This is a genomic window from Ectopseudomonas toyotomiensis, from assembly GCF_017167985.1.
In the GTDB taxonomy this organism is placed as follows: domain Bacteria; phylum Pseudomonadota; class Gammaproteobacteria; order Pseudomonadales; family Pseudomonadaceae; genus Aquipseudomonas; species Aquipseudomonas toyotomiensis.
Genome location: NZ_CP070505.1, coordinates 1,216,101 through 1,234,446 on the forward strand (window position 1 = coordinate 1,216,101; position 18,346 = coordinate 1,234,446).

General features: G+C 64.6%; 17 protein-coding genes. 12 read left to right on the plus strand and 5 right to left on the minus strand.

Features of this window, described 5'->3' with window-relative positions:
- Positions 1-173: 173 nt before the first annotated feature.
- The 12 genes from JWV26_RS05525 (at position 174) to JWV26_RS05580 (ending at position 13,424) form a co-directional block, all read left to right on the plus strand.
- Complete coding sequence (locus JWV26_RS05525) at positions 174-1,550, plus strand: nucleobase:cation symporter-2 family protein (protein WP_093053192.1); 1,377 nt, start codon at positions 174-176, stop codon at positions 1,548-1,550.
- A gap of 160 nt (positions 1,551-1,710) precedes the next feature.
- On the plus strand, positions 1,711-2,373 hold the full coding sequence (locus JWV26_RS05530) for a TetR/AcrR family transcriptional regulator (RefSeq protein ID WP_093052909.1): 663 nt from the start codon (positions 1,711-1,713) through the stop codon (positions 2,371-2,373).
- Positions 2,373-2,957, plus strand: a complete 585-nt coding sequence (locus JWV26_RS05535; RefSeq protein WP_206418568.1) for an IMPACT family protein — start codon at positions 2,373-2,375, stop codon at positions 2,955-2,957. The genes JWV26_RS05530 and JWV26_RS05535 overlap by 1 nt, the downstream gene beginning before the upstream one ends.
- Entirely contained in the window at positions 2,954-3,520 is a 567-nt protein-coding gene (locus JWV26_RS05540) for a DUF922 domain-containing protein (protein ID WP_093052915.1), read from the plus strand. The genes JWV26_RS05535 and JWV26_RS05540 overlap by 4 nt, the downstream gene beginning before the upstream one ends.
- A gap of 161 nt (positions 3,521-3,681) precedes the next feature.
- Positions 3,682-4,368: an SDR family oxidoreductase gene (locus JWV26_RS05545; RefSeq protein ID WP_206418569.1), complete on the plus strand. Its 687-nt coding sequence runs from the start codon at positions 3,682-3,684 to the stop codon at positions 4,366-4,368.
- 324 nt (positions 4,369-4,692) lie between these two features.
- On the plus strand, positions 4,693-6,240 hold the full coding sequence (locus JWV26_RS05550) for an ABC transporter ATP-binding protein (protein WP_206418570.1): 1,548 nt from the start codon (positions 4,693-4,695) through the stop codon (positions 6,238-6,240).
- A gap of 11 nt (positions 6,241-6,251) precedes the next feature.
- On the plus strand, positions 6,252-7,349 hold the full coding sequence (locus JWV26_RS05555) for an ABC transporter permease (protein ID WP_206418571.1): 1,098 nt from the start codon (positions 6,252-6,254) through the stop codon (positions 7,347-7,349).
- 17 nt (positions 7,350-7,366) lie between these two features.
- Entirely contained in the window at positions 7,367-8,293 is a 927-nt protein-coding gene (locus JWV26_RS05560) for an ABC transporter permease (protein WP_093052925.1), read from the plus strand.
- Positions 8,294-8,494: 201 nt separating this feature from the next.
- A complete protein-coding gene (locus JWV26_RS05565) occupies positions 8,495-9,850 on the plus strand; it encodes an 8-oxoguanine deaminase (protein ID WP_206418572.1) in 1,356 nt (451 codons plus the stop codon).
- Positions 9,851-10,104: 254 nt separating this feature from the next.
- Positions 10,105-11,187, plus strand: coding sequence for a BMP family ABC transporter substrate-binding protein (locus JWV26_RS05570; RefSeq protein WP_206418573.1), 1,083 nt, complete (start codon positions 10,105-10,107; stop codon positions 11,185-11,187).
- 181 nt (positions 11,188-11,368) lie between these two features.
- Positions 11,369-12,334, plus strand: a complete 966-nt coding sequence (locus tag JWV26_RS05575; RefSeq protein ID WP_206418574.1) for a 2-oxoglutarate and iron-dependent oxygenase domain-containing protein — start codon at positions 11,369-11,371, stop codon at positions 12,332-12,334.
- 142 nt (positions 12,335-12,476) lie between these two features.
- Positions 12,477-13,424: an adenosine deaminase gene (locus JWV26_RS05580; protein WP_206418575.1), complete on the plus strand. Its 948-nt coding sequence runs from the start codon at positions 12,477-12,479 to the stop codon at positions 13,422-13,424.
- A gap of 62 nt (positions 13,425-13,486) precedes the next feature.
- Here JWV26_RS05580 and JWV26_RS05585 read toward each other — a convergent pair whose 3' ends face one another.
- The 5 genes from JWV26_RS05585 to JWV26_RS05605 all read right to left on the minus strand — a co-directional run bounded on the left by JWV26_RS05585 (position 13,487) and on the right by JWV26_RS05605 (position 18,343).
- Positions 13,487-14,023 (minus strand): cytochrome b/b6 domain-containing protein, encoded by a 537-nt coding sequence (locus tag JWV26_RS05585; RefSeq protein WP_196459133.1) that lies wholly within the window; start codon positions 14,021-14,023, stop codon positions 13,487-13,489.
- The gene (locus tag JWV26_RS05590; RefSeq protein ID WP_017675426.1) at positions 14,023-14,289 is read right to left on the minus strand and encodes a PepSY domain-containing protein; all 267 of its coding nucleotides are present in this window, start codon (positions 14,287-14,289) and stop codon (positions 14,023-14,025) included. Before JWV26_RS05590 ends, JWV26_RS05585 begins: the two co-directional genes overlap by 1 nt.
- A 576-nt stretch (positions 14,290-14,865) precedes the next feature.
- Positions 14,866-15,360, minus strand: a complete 495-nt coding sequence (locus JWV26_RS05595; protein WP_206418576.1) for a copper chaperone PCu(A)C — start codon at positions 15,358-15,360, stop codon at positions 14,866-14,868.
- A 74-nt stretch (positions 15,361-15,434) separates the two neighbouring features.
- Positions 15,435-16,808 (minus strand): PepSY-associated TM helix domain-containing protein, encoded by a 1,374-nt coding sequence (locus tag JWV26_RS05600; protein ID WP_206418577.1) that lies wholly within the window; start codon positions 16,806-16,808, stop codon positions 15,435-15,437.
- A gap of 23 nt (positions 16,809-16,831) precedes the next feature.
- On the minus strand, positions 16,832-18,343 hold the full coding sequence (locus JWV26_RS05605) for a PepSY domain-containing protein (RefSeq protein ID WP_241201300.1): 1,512 nt from the start codon (positions 18,341-18,343) through the stop codon (positions 16,832-16,834).
- Positions 18,344-18,346 lie beyond the last annotated feature (3 nt).

Consider the following 18,346-nt stretch of genomic DNA (forward strand, 5'->3'; position numbering starts at 1 on the left):
CCGCGCATGCCGAGCCAGTGCGGTGCATTGCGAACATGACAAGACCGCCGGACGCGAGCAGATCAGGTATCTGTACCCAATGAAAACCATGCTGCTGCGCACAACCCCTAAAAACTGATCACATGGACAGCTTCTTGCATAAGGGCGAGCGCCCTCTGCTGCGAGAACTCGTCATGACCACCGAATCACCGACATCGTCCGAACTGCTCTACGGCCTGGACGACTGCCCTGCGCCGCTGCCGGCCTTCTTCGCCGCGCTGCAGCATGTACTGGCCTGCTTCGTCGGCATCGTCACGCCGACACTGATCATCGGTGGCGTGCTCGGCCTGCACGAACAGTTGCCCTACCTGATCAGCATGGGCCTGATGGTGTCCGGCGTCGGCACCCTGATTCAGGCGCGCCGCCCGTTCGGCATCGGTGCCGGGATGATCTGCGTGCAGGGCACCAGCTTCGCCTTCCTCAGTGCCGTGCTGGCGGCAGGCTTGATGGTCAAGGCACGCGGCGGCAGCCCGGACGAGATCCTGGCGATGATATTCGGCGTGTGCTTCTTCGGCGCCTTCATCGAGATGGTGCTGAGCCGCTTCATCGGTCGTCTGCAACGCGTCATCACGCCGCTGGTGACCGGTATCGTCATCACCATCATCGGCGTCAGCCTGATCAAGGTGGGCATCACTGATGTCGGCGGCGGCGCCAAGGCGGAGAACTTCGGTGCGCCGATCAACCTGGCCCTGGGCGCCCTGGTGCTGCTGACCATCATCGTGCTCAACCGCCTGAGCAACCCTTGGCTACGCCTGTCGGCCATCGTCATCGGCCTGCTGGTGGGTTCACTGGCTGCCTGGTTCAGCGGCGTGCTGGTGCCCAAGGCATTGCCCGAACTGCCGCTGATGAGCCTGCCGATCCCGTTTCGCTACGGTTTCGACTTCGACTGGATGGCCTTCGTCCCGGTAGCGCTGATCTACCTGATCACCGCCATCGAAACCACCGGCGACCTGACCGCCAACTGCATGATCTCGAAACAGCCGATCAACGGCACGCAGTACCTGCAACGGATCAAGGGCGGGGTGTTCGGCGATGGCGTCAGCTCGCTGATCGCCGCCGTTTTCAACACCTTTCCCAACACCACCTTCAGCCAGAACAACGGGGTGATCCAGCTCTCTGGCGTGGCCAGCCGCCATGTCGGTTACTACATCGGCGCCATTTTGCTAATCCTCGGTCTGTTCCCAGTGCTCGGCGCCATCCTCCAGCAGATTCCCAAGCCGGTGCTGGGCGGCGCTACCCTGGTAATGTTCGGCACGGTCGCCGCCGCCGGCATTCGCATTCTCGCCCAGGCGCCACTGGAGCGGCGCAGCCTGCTGATCATGGCCACCAGTTTCGGCATCGGCCTCGGTGTTTCCAGTCAGCCGGACCTGCTGAGCCAGATGCCCACGCTGGTGCAGAACGTATTCGGTTCGGCAATCACCAGCGGCGGCCTGACGGCCATCCTGATGAACCTGCTGTTGCCGCTGGAATCAGCCAGCGCGAGCACGACTGGACAAGGGCAGGGAGCCTGAGGCGTCCGGGTGCGCGGGAGCCATTCCGCGCACAACCCTGGTGCACGAGACCGGTGTGAGGGTATTTCCTGCCATTTTTCCGCGACTTGCGCTTGTCACCCAGGCGGCGCTGGGGTATCAGTGCAAACGCTCTGCCCCAAGATCAGCCCGGAATCGCCCCATGACCTTCGAAGTCCCCGCCCACAGCGCCAACGACAAGCCCGCCGGGCGCATTCGCCAGAAGAACGAAGAAGCCATCATCAAGGCTGCCGAGGAAGAATTCGCCCGGCACGGCTTCAAGGGCACCAGCATGAATACCATCGCGCAGAACGTCGGCCTGCCCAAGGCCAACCTGCACTACTACTTCAACAACAAGCTGGGGCTGTACCTGGCGGTGCTGAGCAATATCCTCGAACTGTGGGACAGCACCTTCAATAATCTGAGCGTCGATGACGACCCGGCCGAAGCGCTGGAGCGTTACATCCGCGCCAAGATGGAATTCTCCCGGCGCCAGCCGAAGGCTTCGCGCATCTTCGCCATGGAAGTGATCAGCGGTGGCGACTGCCTGTCGCAGTACTTCAACCAGAACTACCTGGACTGGTTCCGTGGCCGTGCTGCGGTGTTCGAAGGCTGGATCGCCGCCGGCAAGATGGACCCGGTCGACCCGATCCACCTGATCTTCCTGCTGTGGAGCAGCACCCAGCACTACGCCGACTTCGCCTCGCAGATCTGCCGGGTGAAGCAGAGCTCGCGCCTGACCAAACAGGACTTCGAGCAAGCCTCCGATCAACTGGTGCAGATCATCCTCAAAGGCTGCGGCCTGAAGCCCGCCGCCAAAGCCTGATGGCCTTCACCCTGTCAGGGCCTTGCGAATACCGCGAGGAGATTCGCAAGAGCCGCTTCATTGCCCTCGCCGCGCCGATTGCCAGCGCGGCCGAGGCGCAAGCCTTCATCGATAGCCACAGCGATCTGGCCGCCTCGCACAACTGCTGGGCGTGGAAGGTCGGCAACCAGTACCGCTTCAACGACGACGGCGAACCGGGCGGCACGGCTGGCAGGCCGATCCTCGCCGCCATCGAGGGGCAGGACTGCGATCAGGTGGTGGTACTGGTGATTCGCTGGTACGGCGGCATTCAGCTCGGCACCGGCGGCCTGGCCCGCGCCTACGGCGGCAGCGCGGCGAAATGCCTGCAGGCTGGCGAGCGCCGTGAACTGGTGCTGCGGCAGCCCTTCACCTGTCATTTGCAGTTCGCCGAACTGCCGCTGTTCAAGGCGCGTCTGAACGAGTTCGACAGCCTGATCGAAAGCGAGGATTACGATGCTACCAGCGCACGTCTGCAACTGGCCGTGGCGCCGGCCGAACATGCGGCACTGGAACGCTTGCTGGGCGATATCAGCCGTGGCCGCGAGAGTCTGAAAGCGCCATGAAGCTAACGACCGCTGCCCTGCTGCCGCTGCTGTGGCTCGCCCTGTCGGCCCACGCCGAAGTACAGGAGCAGTTGCAGGAGCAGTACTACGACCTGCAGGTAGCGTCCGGCGAGTCCCTCAGCCGCGCCATCAACCAGGCCTCGCCGATTCGCCAGAACGGCCAGATCTACCACGCCTACACACGCTGGCAGGTGCAATGGAACTTCTGGTGGCGCGAACAGCGTGATGGTCGCTGCCAGATCGATCTCACCCGCACCCAGTTGAACGCCACCATCACCCTGCCCCGCCTCGGCGGCGGCGACGCACAGCAGCGCCAGCGTTTCGAACAGTACCTGGGCGCACTGCGCGAACATGAGCTGGGCCATTACCGCATCGGCCAGGCGGCGGCGGCCGAGATCGACGCGGCGCTGCTGGCGACACCTGAATACCCCAGTTGCGCCGAGCTGCAACAGCAGGCCAACCGGCGCGCCAATGCCGTGCTGCAACGGCATGTCGAACATGAACGCCGTTACGACCGCGACACCGGTCACGGCCGCAGCCAGGGCGCCTGGTTGACGGAATAACACTGCAGAAAAATTTAGGCGCGGCGCCCCGCCACGAATCGTGCCTGGACGCACTTGAAAAGCTTCGCCCCGGGGGGCTCCTAAAGGGGATTGCCGTGCCGGGCTTATCGGATCGGCATTCGCTATGCTGATCTTCTTTCTCATCCGCAATGGAGCCTGACATGACTGCCCCCCGATCCATCCTGATCATTGGAGCCTCACGTGGCCTCGGCCTTGGCCTGGCCGGTGAATTCGCCGCCCAGGGCTGGGCCGTGACCGCCACCGTGCGCAGCGCCGCGCAGCAAGCGCCGCTGCAGGCACTGCCCAGCGTACGCGTGGAGCAACTGGAGATGACCGACCCGGTCAGCCTCGAGCAGTTGGCTGGCCGCCTGAGCGACCAGCAGTTCGACGTCATCTTCATCAACGCCGGGATCGCCGGCCCCGAGCACCACAGCACTGCACAGGCCAGTGCCGAGGAAATGGGTCAGCTGTTCCTGACCAACGCCGTCGCCCCGCTGCGCGTGGCCGAGCGCCTGCTGCCGAACTTGGCCGCCGAACATGGGCTGATCGTGTTCATGAGTTCGATCCTGGGCAGCATCAAAGCCGGTGCCGGCCTGGGCATGCCGCTGTACGGCGCCAGCAAGGCTGCGCTCAACCACCTCGTGCAATGCTTCGTGCGCACTCAGGACAATCCAAAACTCGGCGTACTGCTGATGCATCCGGGCTGGGTACGCACCGACATGGGCGGCGCAGACGCCCCGCTGGATATCGACAGCAGCTGCAAGGGCATGGTCGAACAGGTCAGCGCTGCCGTCGGCCAACCGAGCCTGCGTTATCAGGACTATGAGGGCAATCCGCTGCCCTGGTAAGGGCGTTCGCTACGCTCGAACCGGGCCGGTAGCGGAAGTTCGCTCTGGTAGCCACAAGTAGTGGCCTCTGGTAATCCCCGGATTGCATCCGGGCTATGTTCGCGGCTAAAGCCCTTCCCACAGGAGCAGCAGCTGTTTGTGGGAGGGGCTTTAGCTGCGCACGCGCGAATACGGTGCATTGTGCGCAGCGCACGGAGAGACGCGCACCAATGGCAGGCATTGCAGTGCGCTCGGCCATAGGCGAGAGCCAATTAAATGGATTTTCTGACTCACTGGCCAAGTTTTTGCTTTATCCCCGCTCAGTCATGTTCATGAGCGCTTCCCATGTCCGCCCCACCCGCTTCCCCACGCCTGCAGCTGACAGCCATCAGCAAGCAATACCCCGGCTGTCTGGCCAACGACCGTATCGACCTGGCCATCGACCCCGGCGAGATCCATGCCCTGCTCGGCGAGAACGGCGCCGGCAAGAGCACGTTGATGAAGATCATCTACGGCGTCACCCAGCCCAGCAGCGGCGAGATTCACTGGCAGGGCCAAGCCTTGAAGATGCGCGACCCAGCCATGGCGCGCAGCCTGGGCATCGGCATGGTGTTCCAGCATTTCTCGTTGTTCGAGACGCTGACCGTCGCCGAGAACATCGCCCTGGCCATGGGCGCCGAGGCCGGTACGCCCAAGCAGCTTGAACCTAAGATTCGCGAGGTGTCGCAGCGCTACGGCATGGCGCTGGAGCCGACCCGGCTGGTGCACAGCCTGTCCATTGGCGAACGCCAACGGGTGGAGATCGTCCGTTGCCTGATGCAGGACATCAAACTGCTGATCCTCGACGAACCCACCTCGGTGCTCACCCCGCAGGAGGCTGATGAGCTGTTCGTCACCCTGCGCCGGCTGGCCGCCGAAGGCTGCAGCATTCTCTTTATCAGCCACAAGCTCGGCGAGGTGCGCGCGCTCTGCCACAGCGCCACGGTGCTGCGTGGCGGCCGCGAATCCGGCCATTGCGTGCCGGCCGAGTGCAGCGATCTGGAGCTGGCGCGGCTGATGGTTGGCGATGCCGAGGGGCTGGAAAGCAGTTACCCGAAAGTCAGCGGCAGCCTGCCACGGCTGCGCGTCGATGACCTCAGTTGGCACAACCCTGATCCCTTCGGCTGCTCACTGGAACGTATTCGCCTGGAGGTGCGCAGCGGCGAGATCGTCGGCATCGCGGGCGTGGCCGGTAATGGTCAGGACGAACTGCTCGCGCTGCTCAGCGGCGAAACGCGCCTGCCCCGTGGCGAGCGCGAGCGGGTCAGTATCGATGCCGCGCCAGTGGCCAATCTGCATCCTGATGCACGGCGTGGGCTTGGCCTGGCCTTCGTGCCCGCCGAACGCCTCGGCCATGGCGCGGTGCCGGAGATGAGCCTGGTGGACAACGCCCTGCTCACCGCCTTCGGCCAGGGTCTGGTCAAGGGCGGCCTGGTGCAGCGCAGCAAGGTGCGCGCGCTGGCCGAGCAGATCATCCAGCGCTTCGCGGTGAAAACGCCGGATGCCGACACCGCCGCGCGCAGCCTGTCCGGCGGCAATCTGCAGAAATTCATCCTCGGCCGCGAGATTCTGCAAAACCCCAAGCTGCTAGTAGCTGCACATCCCACATGGGGCGTGGACGTCGGCGCGGCCGCCGCCATCCACCGCGCGCTGATCGCCCTACGCGATGCCGGCGCGGCGATCCTGGTGATCTCCGAAGACCTAGACGAACTGTTCCAGATCAGCGACCGCATCGGTGCGCTGTGTAGCGGGCGGCTGTCGCCGCTGGCCGAGACGGCGCAGGTGTCCACCGTGGAAGTCGGCCGCTGGATGGCCGGTGAATTCGATCAACCCGCCGCCGCTGCGGCCTGCTGACGGAGCCCGTCATGCTGTTATCCCTGGAACCGCGCGGCCAGGAGTCGCGCCCCATGCTCTGGCTGTCGCCGCTGTTGGCCGCCGTGCTGACGCTGGTGAGCGGCATGCTGCTGTTCACCCTGCTCGGCCATGATCCGCTGGAAACCCTGCACACCCTGCTGATCGCCCCGGTCAGCGACTGGTACGGCGTGTCCGAACTGCTGGTCAAGGCGCTGCCGATTCTGCTCTGCGCCCTCGGCCTGGCGGTCGCCTACCAGGCGCGCATCTGGAACATCGGCGCCGAAGGCCAATTGCTGATCGGCGCGCTGGCAGGCAGCGCCATGGCCCTGCAACTGATCGACTGGGACAGCCGCTGGGCGCTGGCCTGGGTGGTGCTGGCCGGTACATGCGCCGGAGCGGCCTGGGCCGGGCTCACCGCCTGGCTGCGCACGCAGTTCAACGCCAACGAAATTCTCACCAGTATCATGCTCAACTACATCGCGCTGAACCTGCTGCTGTTTTTCGTGCATGGCCCGCTGAAGGACCCGGCCGGTTTCAACTTCCCCGAATCGGCCATGTTCGGCGATGCCAGCCGCCTGCCGCTGGTCAGCGAGGACGGTCGCCTGCATGGCGGCCTGTACCTGGCGCTGCTGGCCCTGGTCGCGGTGTGGGTGCTGCTGCACAAGAGCTTTCTCGGCTTCCAGATCAAGGTGCTCGGCCTGGACAAGCGCGCCGCCGGCTTCGTCGGCTTTCGCGAGAAACGCCTGGTGTGGTTCGCCCTGCTGGTCAGCGGCGCCCTGGCCGGTATGGCCGGCGTCGGCGAAGTGGCCGGGCCGATTGGCCAGTTGGTGCCGCAGGTGTCACCCGGCTACGGCTATGCGGCGATCACCGTGGCCTTTCTCGGCCGTCTCAATCCGCTCGGCATCGTCGCCGCCAGCCTGCTGATGGCGCTGCTCTACCTGGGCGGCGAGAACGCGCAGATGAACCTGAATCTGCCACAGGCGATCACCCAACTGTTCCAGGGAATGATGCTGTTCTACCTGCTGGCCTGCGACGTGCTGATCCTCTACCGGCCTCAGCTGAAGTGGAAATGGGCGCGCCGCCAAACGCTTGCCGAAGCCACCATCTGAACGCCAAGGAAATCCCCATGGATCTCGATCTGTTGACCAATATTTTCTACGCCATGGTCCGCACCGGCACACCGCTGCTGCTGGTGGCCCTGGGCGAGCTGGTGTGCGAGAAGAGCGGCGTGCTCAACCTCGGCCAGGAAGGCATGATGCTGTTCGGCGCGGTGATCGGTTTCATCGTCGCCTTCAGCACCGGCAGCCTGTGGCTCGGTGTGCTGCTGGCCATCGCCGCCGGCATGCTGCTGTCGCTGCTGTTCGCTGCCGTGGCGCTGGGTTTCAACGCCAACCAGGTGGCTACCGGCCTGGCCCTGACCATCTTCGGCGTGGGTCTGTCCACTTTCGTCGGCGCCGCCTGGGTCGGCAAGCCGCTGAGCGGTTTCGAGCCCATCGTCATCCCGCTGCTGTCCGACCTCCCGCTGATCGGGCGCATGCTGTTCGCCCAGGACGTGCTGATCTACCTGTCCTTCGCCCTGTTCGCACTGGTGGCCTGGGTGCTGCTGAAAAGCCGTATCGGCCTGATCATCCAGGCCGTCGGCGAGAACCCGGACGCCGCCAGCGCCATGGGCCTGCCAGTGCTGCGCGTGCGTACCCTGGCGGTGCTGTTCGGTGGTGCCATGGCTGGCCTGGCCGGTGGCTATCTGTCGCTGGCCTACACGCCGATGTGGGCGGAGAACATGACCGCCGGGCGCGGCTGGATCGCCCTGGCGCTGGTGGTGTTCGCCAGCTGGCGGGTGCTGCGCGTGCTGCTCGGCGCCTACCTGTTCGGCCTGGCCAGCATCCTCCATCTGGTAGCGCAAGGCATTGGCCTGTCGATCCCGTCGAACCTGCTGGCCATGCTGCCCTACGTCGCCACCATCGTCGTGCTGGTGCTGCTCTCGCGCGATGCGATCAAGACCCGGCTGTATGCGCCGGTATCGCTGGGCCAGCCTTGGCAGCCGGGGCATTGATGCGCCCATGAATCGCGGCTGAAGCCGCTCCTACACAAGCGACGCACTCCCTGTAGGAGCGGCTTTAGCCGCGACAGGCTTGTTGCCCCTGACTCCAGAGTCAGTTATCTTCGCCGCACGTCATTTCTGACGAACCTGGATCAGCAGACAGGGTCAACACTGAGCTGGCTTACCTGAAATCAACCTCAGAGGAGCCTGCTCATGGCAGCTACCCGTATCTGGATCAAGAACCCCCTTGCCATCTTCACCGCCAACGACCTGGACGCTTCCGGCGGCCTGATAATCGAGGATGGCCGCATCGTCGAAGTGCTCAGCGCCGGCCAGCAACCTGCCGCGCCCTGCCAGCACGTGTTCGATGCCCGCGAGCACGTGGTCCTGCCGGGCCTGATCAACACCCACCATCACTTCTACCAGACCCTCACCCGCGCCTGGGCGCCGGTGGTCAACCAGCCGTTGTTCCCCTGGCTGAAAACGCTCTACCCAGTCTGGGCACGCCTCACCCCCGAGAAACTGGCCCTGGCCAGCAAGGTGGCGCTGGCAGAGCTGCTGCTGTCCGGCTGCAGCACGGCCGCCGATCACCATTACCTGTTCCCCGGCGGCCTGGAGAATGCCATCGACGTACAGGTCGAGGCGGTGCGCGAACTGGGCATGCGCGCCATGCTCACGCGTGGTTCGATGAGCCTGGGCGAAGCCGACGGTGGTCTGCCGCCGCAACAGACGGTGCAGCAGGGTGAGGTGATCCTGGCGGACAGCAAGCGCCTGATTGGCCAATACCACCAGCGTGGCGACGGGGCGCAGATCCAGATCGCCCTCGCCCCCTGCTCGCCCTTCTCGGTAACCCAGGAGATCATGCGCCAGAGCGCCGAACTGGCCGAGGAGCTGGACGTGCGCCTGCACACCCATCTGGCCGAAACCCTCGACGAGGAAGATTTCTGCCTGCAGCGCTTCGGCCTGCGCACCGTGGATTACCTGGACAGCGTCGGCTGGCTCGGCCCGCGCACCTGGCTGGCCCATGGCATCCACTTCAACCCCGACGAGATCACCCGCCTGGGCGCTGCAGGCACCGGCATCTGCCATTGCCCCAGCTCCAACATGCGCCTGGCTTCGGGCATCTGCCCCAGTGTCGAGCTGGAAGCCGCTGGTGCACCGCTAGGCCTGGGTGTCGACGGCTCGGCCTCCAACGATGCCTCGAACATGATCCTCGAAGCGCGCCAGGCGCTGTACATCCAGCGCCTGCGCTACGGCGCCGAGCAGATCACTCCGCAACGCGTACTCGGTTGGGCCAGCAAGGGTTCGGCGAAGCTGCTGGGCCGCAGCGACATCGGCGAACTGGCGGTAGGCAAGCAGGCCGACCTGGCGCTGTTCAAGCTCGATGAGCTGCGCTTCTCCGGTAGCCATGATCCGCTTTCGGCGCTGCTGCTGTGCGGCGCCGACCGCGCCGACCGGATGATGATCGGCGGCACCTGGCGCGTCATCGACGGGCAGATCGAAGGGTTGGACGTGGCGCAGCTGATCGCCGATCACCGCCAGGCGGCGCGTGAGCTGATCAACGGCTGAGGACGACCCGCGAAGTAAGCCGTGCGCACTGGTGAACCAAGGTGCGCACGGCGCACCCTACGAGCGAAACACCGCATATCGCACCACAACGCAGCAGCTGCAAGCGCTGCGCACCAAGACCGTTCCATCCCGCACAACCGCATCTGCGTGGAATGGGTTCGCCACGGCTATCTGTCTTGTTGGTCAGCTTTTTGCAGTCAGGGGATCAGCCAAACAACGGCCACCCCAACACCAAGACTGGAGCTGCACCCACCATGCACAAGATGAGCAAGAAACCGCTGCTGCGCACACTCGTCGCCGCCCTGGGCTTTGGCGCCATGCTCAGCGCCTCCGCCGCCGACCCGCTGAAAGTCGGCTTCGTCTACATCGGCCCTATCGGCGACCACGGCTGGACCTACCAGCACGAGCAGGGCCGGCAGATGCTGATCAAGGAAATGGGCGACAAGGTCACCACCAGCTTCGTCGAGAACGTACCGGAGGGCGCCGACGCCGAGCGGGTGATCCGCAACATGGCCAAGGGCGGTTTCGACCTGATCTTCACCACCTCCTTCGGCTACATGAACCCAACCATCAAGGTGGCCAAACAATTTCCCAACGTCACCTTCGAACACGCCACCGGCTACAAGCAGGACAAGAACGTCGGCACCTACCTGTCGCGCTCCTATGAGGGGCGCTACGTCGGCGGCTTCCTCGCGGCGAAGATGACCAAGACCAAGAAGGTCGGCTACGTTGCCTCCTTCCCGATCCCCGAGGTGATCCGCGATATCAACGCCATCCAGCTGGCCCTGGACAAGTACAACCCGGGCACCGAGATCAAGGTGGTGTGGGTCAACACCTGGTTCGATCCGGGCAAGGAGTCCGATGCCGCCAACGCACTGATCGACCAGGGCGTGGACGTGATGTTCCAGCACACCGACAGCCCGGCGCCGATCCAGACCGCCGAGCGCCGTGGTATCTACTCCGTCGGCTACGCTTCGGACATGGCCCACTTCGGGCCGAAGGCCGTGCTCACCTCCATCGTCAACGACTGGGGCCCGCACTACGTGAAATCCACCCAGGCGGTGATCGACGGCACCTGGCAGGCGCAGGATTTCTGGGGCGGTCTGGCCGAGGACACCATCGAGCTGCCGATCAGCGACTTGGTGCCGGCTGATGTGAAGAGCGAGGCCGAGCAGATCATCGCCGACATTCGCAGCGGCACGTTCCACCCCTTCACCGGCCCGATCAAGGATCAGAGCGGCGCGGTGCGCATCGCCGAAGGCGTGAGCGCGACCAACGCCGAACTGGCCTCGATGAACTACTACGTGGAAAACGTGAAGGCCGAGCTACCGAAGTAAGCAAGCAGAACATCGCGGCTGAAGCCGCTCCCACAGGTGTGGGGGCGCTTCAGCGGCGACATTCTTGTATTCATCGATGCCGTCCCTGCCACCGGCAGAACCGCATCAAGGGGATCTCATCCGAGGTCTCTTTCCGCTGCCCTGGGTACGAGAAGACTCGCAGCAACACCCCGGAGCTTTTATGAACAGCCTTCCCATCATCGACATTGCCCCTCTCTACGCCGACGACGCAATCGCCTGGCCTGCCGTGGCCGAGCGGATCGACCGCGCCTGCCGCGACTGGGGCTTCTTCTATATCGTCGGCCACCCTATCAGCGCCGAGCGCATCGACGCCCTGCTCAGTGCGGCGAAGACTTTCTTCGCCCTGCCCGCCGAGGAAAAACTCAAAATCGATATCACCCAGACCGCCCACCATCGCGGCTATGGGGCGATTGCCACCGAACAGCTCGACCCGAGCAAGCCGAGCGACCTCAAGGAAACCTTCGACATGGGTTTCCACATGCCCGCCGATCACCCCGAGGTGCTGACCGGCAAACCGCTGCGTGGGCCCAATCGCCACCCGGATCTACCCGGCTGGGCCGAGCTGATGGAACAGCATTACGCCGACATGCAGGATCTGGCCAAGACTCTGCTGCGCGCCATGGCCATGGCCCTGGATATCGAGCACGACTTCTTCGACGTGCGCTTTCATGAGCCGATCAGCGTGCTGCGCATGATCCACTATCCACCGCGCCACACCGCCACCAGCAGCGATCAGCAAGGCGCCGGCGCGCACACCGATTACGGCTGCATCACCCTGCTCTACCAGGACGATGCCGGCGGCCTGCAGGTGCGCGCGCGCGATGGCGAGTGGATCGACGCGCCGCCGATTGCAGGCAGCTTCGTGGTCAACATCGGCGACATGATGGCGCGCTGGAGCAACGACCGTTACACCTCCACGCCGCATCGGGTGATAAGCCCGCTGGGGGTGGATCGCTACTCCATGCCGTTCTTCGCCGAACCGCATCCCGACACGCTGATCGACTGCCTGCCGAACTGTTCCAGCGCGGACAATCCGGCCAAGTATTCGCCGGTGACCAGCGCCACGTACCTGCTGTCGCGCTTCGCCGATACCTATGCCTATCGGCGTGAGGAAGCACAGGGCTGATCTGATGGCTCCCACGCTCCGGCGTGGGAACGATGATGGGCATGAAGAGCGATGTCCGCCCAGCAGGCTAGGCGGCGCAGCACGATCCTGTCCGAGCGGTTAAACTTTGCCGATCCCCAAGCCTGATAACGAGAACCTGACCATGCCCGAATGGCTCAACGCCCTGCCCAAGGCCGAATTGCACCTGCACCTGGAGGGCTCGCTGGAGCCCGAGCTGCTGTTCGCCCTGGCCGAACGCAACCAGATCGCCCTGCCTTGGGCCGATGTCGAGACCCTGCGCGCGGCCTACGCCTTCAACAACCTGCAGGAATTTCTCGACCTGTACTACGCCGGCGCCAACGTGCTGCGTACCGAGCAGGACTTCTACGACCTGACCTGGGCCTACCTGCAACGCTGCAAGGCGCAGAACGTCATCCACGTCGAACCCTTCTTCGACCCGCAGACCCACACCGACCGTGGCATTCCCTTCGAGGTGGTGCTGCGCGGCATCCAGCAGGCGCTGGTCGACGGCGAGAAGCAGCTGGGCATCAGCCACGGCCTGATCCTCAGCTTCCTGCGTCATCTACCCGAGGAAGAAGCCTTCAGGACCCTGGAGCAGGCCATGCCGTTCCTCGATGCCTTTATCGGCGTCGGCCTCGACAGTTCGGAGAAGGGCTTCCCGCCGCGGCTGTTCGAGCGGGTGTTCGCCAAGGCACGTAGCGAAGGCCTGCACGCGGTGGCGCATGCCGGTGAGGAGGGCCCGCCCGAATACATCTGGGAGGCACTGGATCTGCTCAAGATCAAGCGCATCGACCACGGCGTACGCGCCATCGAGGATGAACGCCTGATGCAGCGCATCATCGACGAGCAGATTCCGCTGACCGTCTGCCCGCTGTCCAACATCAAGCTGTGCGTGTTCGAGCACATGGGCCAGCACAACATCCTCAAGATGCTCGAACGCGGTGTGAAGGTGACGGTGAACTCGGATGATCCGGCCTACTTCGGCGGCTACGTCGGCGAGAACTTCGCCGCCCTGCACGAACACCTGGGCATGACCGAAGCTCAGGCCAAGCGCCTGGCGCAGAACAGCCTGGACGCGCGCCTGGCCTGAGCAGGAGCATCGCCGCTGAAGCCCCTCCCACAGTGGGAGGGGCTTCAGCCGCGACTGTACACTCAGTGCTCCGAGAGCTTGCGCCGCTTTCCGGTCACCATCGACAGCGGCAGGTTCTCGCGCAGCCGATAGCTCTCGAACAAGGCGGCGCTGATATGCAGGCCGACCACCACCATCAGGCCGTTGGCACAGAATTCGTGGATTTCCAGCGGCAGATCCGCGCCCCAGAAATAATCGACCTCCTCCATCAGAAAGCCGGTCACGCCCAGACCGAGCATGAGCGTCATCATCAGGAGCATCACCAGCGCGCCCAACGGCGAATGCCCCAGGCGGTGGTAGGGCTGGCCGGCAATCAGCGCACGCAGATGTGCACCGAGGCGTGCCCGAGTCGGCCAGAAATCCGCCCAGCGCGCCGCTGGCGTGCCGACGAAACCCCATACCAGGCGGATCGCCAGCCAGGCCACGGCGTAGTAACCGAACCAGCGATGCCAGTCCTCGCCCTCTTCGGTGAAGAAGTAGTTGGCCAGGAAAGCGCCGGCCAGGGACCAGTGGAACAAGCGCACCACTGGGTCCCACACGCGCACGATCGCGGCGCTCATCAGCCTTCTACGTTGCTCTTGACCGGCTTGCCGCTGACCGGATCGAAGTAGATCTCGACCTTCTTGCCGTCCTTGTCGAAGCCATAGATTTCGTAGCAGTTGCCGCCAGTGACCTTGAACTTGTTGATCTCGTAGCCCTGGGCCTTGAGGTCGGCCTGGAACTTGTCCTGATCCTGCCACTGCGACTTGTCGGCAGTGGTGCATTCGGTCGCGGCGAAGGTCAGCGGGCTGGCCAGAGCCAGAGACAGCAGAAGCAGTTTGCGCATGGTGTAGTCCTCTCGCGTGCAGGGAAAAGTGTGTCTGCGGGGGACTACTCTGGTGCCTGAACCTTAAGACTCTATTAGCGCACGCCAAATCGTAGCCCGGATGCAGCCCAGGGGGATCGGCAGGGATAAGGCTACGAACCATACAACCGCTGGGTGGGACTGGACCTGTGTGGGTCGCAGCTAAAGCCCATCCCATGGGCGAGCGTCTCAGAAGGCTAATCGACCTGGCCGTCCACTACAGGCCAGCGCTCGCCGACGCTCCAGGCGTCACACTGGTAGCGCCAGACTCGCCCCGCAGCTTGTCGCCCCGATACTGGATGCCGATATCGAGCTGGGGGCTCTTCTCCGGCTTGATGCCAGCGAAGGCGTTGCTCGCGCCAGCTACCCGGCGACTGGCCAGCCTCTGTCTACCAGGGCCGGGAAATGAGAGAACACCGACAGTAGCCGCAGGCATGCACGTGCACCACGGGCGACTGACATCAGGCGGCACGGCACGCAGTGGCGACGCCAGAGGCGCCAGCAGAACAAGAAGCCCATGCTGGGCTGCCACAGCTCGCCTGCGTGCCGTGAACAGCATCAGTGCTGATGCTTGCCGTGGTCGTGAGCCTCGCCATGATCATGGCCTGCCGGCGCGTCTTTCTGCACGACAACCTCGACCTCGACAGCACCGGCTTTCTCGAAGGTCAGGGTCAGCGGGAAGCGCTCACCATCCTTGGCCTGCTGCTTCAGGTTGAACAGCATGACGTGATAGCCCATGGGCTCGAACTTCACCTCGCCACCAGCGGGGATGGCCACATCCTGTACCTGCTGCATCTTCATCACGCCACCATCGTGCACATGCTCGTGCAGCTCGGCCTTGCCGGCTACCGGGGTGCTCACGGCAAGCAGGCGATCGGCTTCGCCGCCCTTGTTGTGGATGACGAAATAGGCGGCGGCAGTAGGCGCCACCGGCGGCATCTCGCGCGACCAGGGGTGGTCGATATGCAGTTGACCGGCTTCGTACTCGTGGGCCTGCACCAACAGCGTCGGCAGCAGCAGGGTGAGGCCGAGCAGGGTTTTCTTCAGGGTCATGGGGTGTTGCCTCCTGGTTTGGAATCGAATCATGGGTCGAGCCTATCGCGTCCTGCGGCGATCGAACTGTTCACTCATGCCAGCGGCCGGGTCGATGGCCGCAGTTGGCGAAAGCGCGAGAGTAGCCAGTCAAGAACGAAGACCAGCAGCAGCGAAGCACCGACCAGCGGGAAGATCACACCAAGCACCATCATCACGCCGATGGCGGTCTTCCAGCGCGGCAGGTCGTGGCGCAGCGGCGGCACGCCGAAGCGTCCGGCCGGGCGGCGTTTCCACCACAGCACCAGGCCGCTGACGGAGCTGAAGATGATCAGCAGGCACACCGCCGCCATCAGCAGTTGGTTGGCCAGGCCGAACAGCTTGCCTTCGTGCAGCATCACCCCGGTTTCCACGGTTTTCGCCACTGGCCCGTAGTCCTTCCAGCGCACGTCGGCGAGCACTGCGCCGCTATATTGATCGAAGTGCAGCGTGGCATCGTTGCGTGGATCGTCGGCGAACAGCGCGACGGTGTAAACGCCTTGCTCGCCCTGGGGCATGCTGATGCTGTAACCCGGCTGGACACCGCACTCGGCGGCGCTGTCGACCACATGCTGCAGCAGGTTGGTGGAGACCGCTGCGGGCTGATGCACGGCATGACCGTGATGCGCAGCATGCGGGTCGGACGCTGGCAGCGGCGTGACCTCCACCGCCCAGGCCACGGTTTGCTGGCTGCTGCTGTTGAGGCTGCCGGTCAGTTGCCCGGACTTGGGCACGTCATCCCACATGGCGGCGGGAAAGTGATTCCAGGCACCGGCGAACTGCGCGCCCCAGTAGCCCGTCCAGGTCATGCCGGTGAGCAGCATGAACAGCAGCAGTGCGCTGCCCCAGAAACCGGTCACCGCATGCAGGTCGCGCCACCACAGGCGCCCACGCGCGCTCAGGCGCGGCCACAGCACACCCGCCCCGCTGCTGCCGCGCGGCCACCACAGGTACATCCCAGACACCACCAGCACGATGCCCCAGCCCGCGGCCAGCTCGATCAGCCGGTCACCAACGGTGCCGATCAGCAGATCACCGTGCAGCGTGCGTACTACCGCCTGCAGATTCCACAGGGCGTCCTGGGTGCCGAGAAGGCTGCCGCTGTAGGGATCGACGAACAGGTTCAGCTCCTGGCCGTCCCGATTGATCACGAATTGCGCGCTGCGATCCTGCGCTGCAGGCGGCAGGTATTTGCTGACCACTGCCTGCGGGTAGGCTTCACGGACAATGGCCAGTTGCTGATCGGCGCTCAGGCGCTGCTCGGCGACCGGCACCTGCATCAGGTCGGCATACATCCAGGCGTCGAGCTGCGGTTTGAACAGATAGATGATCCCGGTGATCGACAGCAGGATCATGAACGGGATGACGAACAGCCCGGCATAGGAGTGCCAGCGCCAGGCCAGGTTGTAGAACGAGGTGGACTCACGCATGACAGGTGCCTCCATCAGGGGTTTCATAAAAGGCGTTCACAACGACCTTCCTTCGTTCGCAGGAGCGTGTTTCTACGGTTCGGCACTCGTGAGCGACGCAAACGTCGCCAGCCCAACACCGTGCCGCTGAGGCAGACCACCAGGCCGCCAAGGCTGAAGGCGATGATCAGGGCTTCGCGCAGCAGCGGGCGTTCCAGCAGCGGCGGCCAGTCCCAGCTATGCAGCAGGTTGAACAGCCAGCGGCCGACGCGCTGGCGCTGGTCATGCCGCGCGACCATCTCGCCGCTGGCCGGGTCGAGGTAGACCCAGGTCCGCTCCGGGTCATCGAAGCGCACCCGCAATACTGGCAGCGGCCGGCTCTGGGAGCCGTACATGCTCTGCGCATCGCGGGCGAAGTAGTAGGAATCGAAACGCTCCAGCCAATCGCTTTGCAGCGCCGTATCCGGCGCCATGAGGCGGGCCGTATCGAGCAGTTGTTCGCGGGGCAGCTGACGCAGCAAGGTCTCGCCGAGCAACAGGCGGCTATCGCCGCTCGCATCGCGCGCCACCAGATAGGTGCGGCCATCCAGGCGACGCCATTCCAGCTCGACCACATCCAGCTCGGTGCGCAGCAGTTGCAGCGCGCGGCTGATGGGGAGCGAAACGTCCGCCGCCCGCAACTCACCGCCCTGCATCAGCGCAGCATCGAGGCGCGAACGGCTGTCGGTGGTGCCCCAGGGCCGCATGGACATCAGACCACTGAAGATCCACACCACCAGCACAACGCCGAACAGCAGGCCGCCGATATGGTGCCAACGCCACCAGCCGCCGGAATGTGGGCTGCGGGAGCCGTTGCGATAGGGTTTGCGAAAGCGCCAGCGCATCAGGCCAACCACCATGCCCAGCACGGCCATGCCCGTGCCCAGCAGGGACAGGCCGATCACCAGTACGCGCCAGCCATTGTCGAAACCGAAACCACCACGTAGCGGATAGAGCCAGTGCAACCAGGCACCCAGCCAGTTCCAGCGCCGCTCCTGCAGGCTGGCGTCACGCACCACTTCGCCAGTCCTGCCCGACAGGTAAAGCCAGGTACGCTCGGCATCGCCCAGCTCGACCAGATGCAACGGGCGCTCGGCATCCAGCGCACGCGAATGCGTCCAGACATCCTCTTCGAACTGGCCGCGATAGCGCAGCGGCACATCGCCGGCATATTGCCGGGCGCCAGCCAACGCCCAGGCTTCGTCGGCGCGCGCCAGGGGCTCACCGCTACGCGCATCGAGGGTCACGCGGCGCCCGTCGGCCAGCTCCAGCAGATAGAACGGCTGGCTGCCCAGGCTGCTCAGGCGCAGCCGCTGCAACGGCAGTTGTGCCCATTGCGCCGGCACCTCGGCGCAGCAGCTCGCGGGCAGTGCCGGTAGATGCGCGAGGCGCTCGCTGCCGGTCAGCTTGGGGTAGCCGACATAGAGCATCACCACCCCGGAGACGAACCACAGCGCCATCAGCAGGCACAGGCCGATACCCAGCCAGCGATGCCAGAGGTACAGCTGGCGTTTCAGCGC

What these genes read in the sequence shown, in the direction of transcription:
- JWV26_RS05535 (WP_206418568.1), top strand. Translation starts at nt 2,373, where the DNA reads ATGGCCTTCACCCTGTCAGGGCCTTGCGAATACCGCGAGGAGATTCGC.
- JWV26_RS05590 (WP_017675426.1), bottom strand. Translation starts at nt 14,289, where the DNA reads ATGCGCAAACTGCTTCTGCTGTCTCTGGCTCTGGCCAGCCCGCTGACC.
- JWV26_RS05595 (WP_206418576.1), bottom strand. Translation starts at nt 15,360, where the DNA reads ATGACCCTGAAGAAAACCCTGCTCGGCCTCACCCTGCTGCTGCCGACG.
- JWV26_RS05575 (WP_206418574.1), top strand. Translation starts at nt 11,369, where the DNA reads ATGAACAGCCTTCCCATCATCGACATTGCCCCTCTCTACGCCGACGAC.
- JWV26_RS05545 (WP_206418569.1), top strand. Translation starts at nt 3,682, where the DNA reads ATGACTGCCCCCCGATCCATCCTGATCATTGGAGCCTCACGTGGCCTC.
- JWV26_RS05525 (WP_093053192.1), top strand. Translation starts at nt 174, where the DNA reads ATGACCACCGAATCACCGACATCGTCCGAACTGCTCTACGGCCTGGAC.
- JWV26_RS05600 (WP_206418577.1), bottom strand. Translation starts at nt 16,808, where the DNA reads ATGCGTGAGTCCACCTCGTTCTACAACCTGGCCTGGCGCTGGCACTCC.
- JWV26_RS05550 (WP_206418570.1), top strand. Translation starts at nt 4,693, where the DNA reads ATGTCCGCCCCACCCGCTTCCCCACGCCTGCAGCTGACAGCCATCAGC.
- JWV26_RS05570 (WP_206418573.1), top strand. Translation starts at nt 10,105, where the DNA reads ATGCACAAGATGAGCAAGAAACCGCTGCTGCGCACACTCGTCGCCGCC.
- JWV26_RS05530 (WP_093052909.1), top strand. Translation starts at nt 1,711, where the DNA reads ATGACCTTCGAAGTCCCCGCCCACAGCGCCAACGACAAGCCCGCCGGG.
- JWV26_RS05540 (WP_093052915.1), top strand. Translation starts at nt 2,954, where the DNA reads ATGAAGCTAACGACCGCTGCCCTGCTGCCGCTGCTGTGGCTCGCCCTG.
- JWV26_RS05555 (WP_206418571.1), top strand. Translation starts at nt 6,252, where the DNA reads ATGCTGTTATCCCTGGAACCGCGCGGCCAGGAGTCGCGCCCCATGCTC.
- JWV26_RS05565 (WP_206418572.1), top strand. Translation starts at nt 8,495, where the DNA reads ATGGCAGCTACCCGTATCTGGATCAAGAACCCCCTTGCCATCTTCACC.
- JWV26_RS05585 (WP_196459133.1), bottom strand. Translation starts at nt 14,023, where the DNA reads ATGAGCGCCGCGATCGTGCGCGTGTGGGACCCAGTGGTGCGCTTGTTC.
- JWV26_RS05560 (WP_093052925.1), top strand. Translation starts at nt 7,367, where the DNA reads ATGGATCTCGATCTGTTGACCAATATTTTCTACGCCATGGTCCGCACC.
- JWV26_RS05580 (WP_206418575.1), top strand. Translation starts at nt 12,477, where the DNA reads ATGCCCGAATGGCTCAACGCCCTGCCCAAGGCCGAATTGCACCTGCAC.